At 69.9% G+C, this 5,232-nt stretch carries 5 protein-coding genes; all 5 read right to left on the minus strand.

The window, feature by feature from the left end; all coding sequences use genetic code 11:
* Window positions 1-47: 47 nt before the first annotated feature.
* The 5 genes from rpsI to truA all read right to left on the minus strand — a co-directional run bounded on the left by rpsI (window position 48) and on the right by truA (window position 5,191).
* Window positions 48-569 (minus strand): 30S ribosomal protein S9, encoded by a 522-nt coding sequence (gene rpsI / locus ACWGIU_RS29005; RefSeq protein WP_030725908.1) that lies wholly within the window; start codon window positions 567-569, stop codon window positions 48-50.
* 42 nt (window positions 570-611) lie between these two features.
* Window positions 612-1,055: a 50S ribosomal protein L13 gene (gene rplM, locus ACWGIU_RS29010; RefSeq protein ID WP_214946835.1), complete on the minus strand. Its 444-nt coding sequence runs from the start codon at window positions 1,053-1,055 to the stop codon at window positions 612-614.
* Window positions 1,056-1,285: 230 nt separating this feature from the next.
* Window positions 1,286-2,581, minus strand: coding sequence for a glycosyltransferase family 87 protein (locus ACWGIU_RS29015; RefSeq protein ID WP_453710684.1), 1,296 nt, complete (start codon window positions 2,579-2,581; stop codon window positions 1,286-1,288).
* A gap of 73 nt (window positions 2,582-2,654) precedes the next feature.
* The gene (locus ACWGIU_RS29020) at window positions 2,655-4,283 is read right to left on the minus strand and encodes an ABC-F family ATP-binding cassette domain-containing protein (RefSeq protein ID WP_393785322.1); all 1,629 of its coding nucleotides are present in this window, start codon (window positions 4,281-4,283) and stop codon (window positions 2,655-2,657) included.
* A 56-nt stretch (window positions 4,284-4,339) separates the two neighbouring features.
* On the minus strand, window positions 4,340-5,191 hold the full coding sequence (truA, locus tag ACWGIU_RS29025) for a tRNA pseudouridine(38-40) synthase TruA (protein WP_453710686.1): 852 nt from the start codon (window positions 5,189-5,191) through the stop codon (window positions 4,340-4,342).
* Between the last annotated feature and the right edge of the window lie 41 nt (window positions 5,192-5,232).

Here is a 5,232-nt window from a genome sequence, read left to right on the forward strand (position 1 = left end):
CAGAGAGTGCTGCCGGGGCGGTTTCGTTACAGAACAGCAGGCGCAGATTAACGCTTGCTGTACTGCGGAGCCTTACGGGCCTTCTTGAGACCGGCCTTCTTGCGCTCGACCGCACGGTCGTCGCGGGAGAGGAAGCCGGCCTTCTTCAGCGCCGGGCGGTTGTTGTCCACGTCCGCCTCGTTGAGCGCACGGGCCACGCCGAGGCGCAGGGCGCCGGCCTGACCGGACACGCCGCCACCCGAGATGCGGGCGATGACGTCGTAGCGACCGTCGAGCTCGAGGAGCTTGAAGGGCTCGTTGACTTCCTGCTGGTGCACCTTGTTGGGGAAGTAGTCCTCAAGGGTGCGACCGTTGATCTTCCACTTGCCGGTGCCCGGAACGATCCGGACGCGGGCGATGGCGTTCTTGCGACGGCCCAGGCCGGCGGCCGGCTGGGGGTCGCCGAAGCGGCCGGCAAGGGACTCGGAGGTGTAGTCGCCCTCGACGACGACGTCCGACTCGGTGGTGTACTCCTCGACGTTGCCCTCGAACTCTTCGACGGGGGTCGTCTCGGCGGTGGTCTCGGCCACGATGCTCCTCAGAATTTTCTACGTCTTAGGGGGTGGCCGGAACTACTGCGCGACCTGGGTGATCTCGAACGGCACCGGCTGCTGAGCAGCGTGGGGGTGCACATCGCCCGAGTAGACCTTCAGCTTCGAAAGCATCTGACGGCCCAGGGTGTTCTTGGGGAGCATGCCCTTGATGGCCTTCTCGACGGCCTTCTCCGGGTTGTTCGCCAGGAGGTCGTCGTAGCGCACGGAGCGGAGACCGCCCGGGTAGCCGGAGTGGCGGTACGCCATCTTCTGGGTCGCCTTGTTGCCGGACAGGTGAACCTTGTCGGCGTTGACGATGATGACGAAGTCGCCCATGTCCATGTGGGGGGCGTAAGTCGGCTTGTGCTTGCCGCGCAGGAGGGCTGCGGCCTGGGTCGCCAGACGGCCGAGGACAACGTCCTGGGCGTCGATGACGAGCCACTGGCGCGAGATGTCGCCGGGCTTGGGGCTGAACGTACGCACGCGTATGCCTTCGCTTCTTCGGTGGTGGTATCCCAAGGGCGCAAGCCCCACGGGAAGGTCCTGACAGGGTCACCACGGACGATCACGACAGCCCTCATTCACAACGGGGACGCAACCCGTGTGAACTGCTGGTCATCGGTCCGGTGGACCGGCGCAAGGCCTTTCACGTGAGAATGAGAAAGCCAATACGCATAACAAACCAGCAGGATACCCAAGCAGACCCGTACGGGTCAAAACGCGGTCCGCGATGCCGATTCTGCTGGCGTCGCGGCGCACTCCGGTTCGGTCCTGGGTGGGGACCCCGCAGTTGTTACGGGCTCCAGAGTAACCCGTCCCGGGCGCAGTGCACGACACGCCGTCACGATCATGAGCCCGCACAGGGTGGCGCAGTCCTTGAACGCCCGCCGCTTGGCCTCCAGCTCGGACGGCCACGGAATGCCCGCCACCTGAGGCCCCAGCGCCGCCCAGAACCAGGGCGAACGCGCCGAGGAGTCCGGCCGCACCACCGAGACCATCAGCAGCGGCAGGACCACCAGCAGGTAGTGGTCGAAGGACGGCCGCGACACCAGGAACGCGGCGAGCATCACCATGCAGGCCGTCTCCACCAGGCGCAGCTCGCCCCCGTCGGTGTCCTCCCGCCGCCACCGCACCCAGGCCGCCCACAGGCCCGCCCCCGCCCCCGCGAAGGCCAGCAGCACCGCCGCCGGCGCGGGCACGCCCAGCCGCGGCAGCACGGCGATCGGCGAGGCGTCCCACGGCAGCGCGTACGAGTCCTGCCCCTGGAGCAGGAAGGGCAGGGTCTTGGTGAAGAACAGCGACGGGTTCGGCATCACCAGCGCGCCGGCCAGCGAGAACCCCAGCGGCACCAGCACGGCCGCGGCCAGCCCGCGCCACCGCCCGGCGACCAGGAAGAGCAGCCCGAGGGGCACCAGCATCGGCTTGCACGCGATCGCGAGCCCGACCACCAGGCCGGCCGACCCCCACCTGCTCCGCCGGACGAGCAGCAGCGCCACCGGCAGGGCGGCCGCCGAGATGGCGGTCCAGTTCCCGATCAGCACGAGGTTGACGTACGGCTTGTAGGCGAGGGCGAACACCGCGAAGCCTGCGACGGCGAAACGGGAGCGCAGCGGCACCGCGAACATCCGCAGTGCGGCCAGCCAGCCGACTCCCAGCAGCCCCGACATCCCGAGCGGCAGGACCCACCGCAGCACCTCACGCGGCAGCAGTGCCTCCGGAACCGCCATGAGCACGGCACTGGGGAGGTAGAGGAAGCGCTTGTCCTCGTACGGGGACCCGCCCGCCAGCAGCGTCTCCGCGGCCTTGACCACGAACGCGTTGTCGGAGCCCCAGTTCGCCCGCAGGCTCGTGGAGACGGCGATCCCGAGGAGCACCGCGAGGGAAACCGCCTGCCAGGACCGGGCGGCCGGCTGCAGCAGCCAGTCGATCAGCCGGCTCCCGCTCCCCCCGCCCCCCAGCGCCCCGTCCCCGGCCCCCCGGTTCCTGACGCCCTGGTTCTCCCACTTCATCAGCCAGATGCTAGGCCGCAGCCCCACGACGCCTGCCCCTCACTCGACCGAGGGGGCGACGGTCGGCCTCCCCCTAGCGCTTGCGTTCGACTCTACGTTCGTCCCAGACGGGTTCCTGAGTCTCCCGCACAACACCGTCCGAACCGAAGACCAGGTAACGGTCAAATGTGCGCGCGAACCACCGGTCGTGCGTGACGCACAGCACAGTGCCGTCGTAGGCCTCCAGCCCGTCCTGCAGGGCCTCCGCCGACTCCAGGTCCAGGTTGTCCGTCGGCTCGTCCAGCAGCAGCGCCGTGGTGCCCGCCAGCTCCAGCAGCAGGATCTGGAAGCGCGCCTGCTGCCCGCCCGAGAGCTTCTCGAACGGCTGGTCGCCCTGGCGCTCCAGTTCGTACCGGCGCAGGGCGCCCATCGCCTGCCCCAGGGGCTTGGCCGCCTCCGTCCACAGGATGTCCACGAGGGTCCGCCCGAACAGCTCCGGATGGGCGTGGGTCTGCGCGAAATGGCCGGGAACCACCCGTGCGCCCAGCTTCCACGTGCCCGTGTGCTTGACGTCCTCGCCCGCCATCAGGCGCAGGAAGTGCGACTTGCCCGAGCCGTTCGAGCCGAGGACCGCGACCCGCTCCCCGTAGAAGACCTCCAGGGAGAACGGCTTCATCAAGCCGGTCAGCTCCAGGTTCTCCACGGTCAGGGCGCGCACGCCCGTACGCCCGCCCTTGAGCCGCATCCGGATGTCCTGCTCCCGCGGCGGCTCCGGCGGCGGGCCGGCCTCCTCGAACTTCTGGAAGCGGGTCTGCATCGCCCGGTACCGCGAGGCCATGTCGGGGCTGCTCGCCGCCTGGTTGCGCAGCCGCAGCACCAGCGCCTTCAACCGCGCGTGCTCCTCGTCCCAGCGCCGCTTGAGCTCCTCGAAGCGCGCGAAGCGCTCCTTGCGGGCGTCGTGGTACGTGGCGAAGCCCGCGCCGTGCACCCAGACGTCGGAGCCCGTCGGGCTCGCCTCCAGGCTGATGATCTTCTCGGCGGCCTGGGTCAGCAGCTCCCGGTCGTGGGAGACGAAGAGCACCGTCTTGCGGGTGGCCTTCAGCTGCTCCTCCAGCCAGCGCTTGCCGGGGACGTCCAGATAGTTGTCCGGCTCGTCGAGCAGCAGCACCTCGTCGGGACCGCGCAACAGCGCCTCCAGCACGAGCCGCTTCTGCTCACCGCCGGACAGCGTGCGCACCTCGCGGAACTGCGCGGTGTCGTACGGGATCGCCAGCGCGGCCATGGTGCAGACGTCCCACAGCGTCTCCGCCTCGTACCCCTGGACGTCCGCCCAGTCGCTCAGCGCCTGCGCGTAGGCCATCTGGGCGGCCTCGTCGTCCACCGTCAGGATCAGCTGCTCGGCCCGGTCCACGGCCTTCGCGGCCTCCCGGATGCGCGGCTGCGCCACCGAGACCAGCAGGTCCCGTACGGTCGTCTCGTCCCGTACCGAGCCCACGAACTGCGACATCACGCCGAGACCGCCGGAGACGGTGATGCCGCCGCCGTGCGGCTGGAGCTCGCCGGAGATCATCTTCAGCAGGGTGGTCTTGCCGGCCCCGTTCGCCCCGACGAGCGCGACGACCGACCCCTCCCCCACGCGAAAGGAGACGTCAGGGAGCAGTACCCGCCCGTCGGGAAGGTAGTACTCCAGATGGCTGGCTTCGAGATGTCCCATGCCGGGCATTGTCCCGGTCCGGCGCCGATCCGCCCAAACGGATTAGCCGGACCCTGCGGGGGGGGTCAGCAGCAGCCGGTGCCCGGCAGGGTCCGCATGTTGCGCGCTTCCTTGCTGCGGGCGGCCAGCAGCTCGTCCGCCGGGTAGCCGACCTCCTCCAGGGTCAGGCCGTGCGGCTTGACCACGTGCACCGAGGAGTCCCGTACGGCGGCCGCCAGCACCTTGCCGGGCCAGTCGGTGGGCCGGTGCCCGTCGCCGACGTGCAGCAGCGCGCCCACCAGCGAGCGGACCATGTTGTGGCAGAAGGCGTCGGCGCGGACGGTCGCGGTGATGATGCCGTCCTCGGCGCGCTCCCAGCTGAGCTGCTGGAGGGTCCGGATGGTCGTGGCACCCTCACGCTTCTTGCAGTACGCGGCGAAGTCGTGCTCGCCGAGCAGCGGGACGGCGGCCTCGTTCATGGCGTCCACGTCGAGCGGCCACTGGTGCCACAGCACGTGCCCGCGGCGCAGCGGGTCGACGCCGCCCTGGTGGTCCCCGACGCGATAGGCGTAGCGGCGCCAGATGGCCGAGAACCGCGCGTTGAAGCCCTGGGGCGCCTCGGCGACCTTCCACACCCGTACGTCGTGCGGCAGCCGGCCCGCGAGGCGGCGCAGCAGCTTGTCGTGGTGCTCGGCCCACACCTCCTCGGCGAGGTCGAACTGCGCGACCTGCCCGCGGGCGTGCACCCCCGCGTCGGTCCGCCCGGCCACGGTCAGCTCGACCGGCTCGGACAGCCGCATCACGGTCTGCAGGGCCGACTCCAGCTCGCCCTGGACGGTCCGCAGCACACGCTGCTTCGCCCAGCCGGAGAAGTCCTTGCCGTCATAGCTCAGGTCCAGCCGCACCCGGACGTGCCCGGGTTCCACCTCGTCACTCACGTGACAGATCCTCTCAGAAGCTGCGAAATGCAGAACGGGCC

The organism is Streptomyces sp. NPDC054840, from assembly GCF_053611065.1.

Excerpts from the sequence above, each read along its gene's own strand:
- ACWGIU_RS29020 (WP_393785322.1), bottom strand. The coding sequence starts at position 4,283 with ATGCCCGGCATGGGACATCTCGAAGCCAGCCATCTGGAGTACTACCTT.
- ACWGIU_RS29015 (WP_453710684.1), bottom strand. The coding sequence starts at position 2,581 with ATGAAGTGGGAGAACCAGGGCGTCAGGAACCGGGGGGCCGGGGACGGG.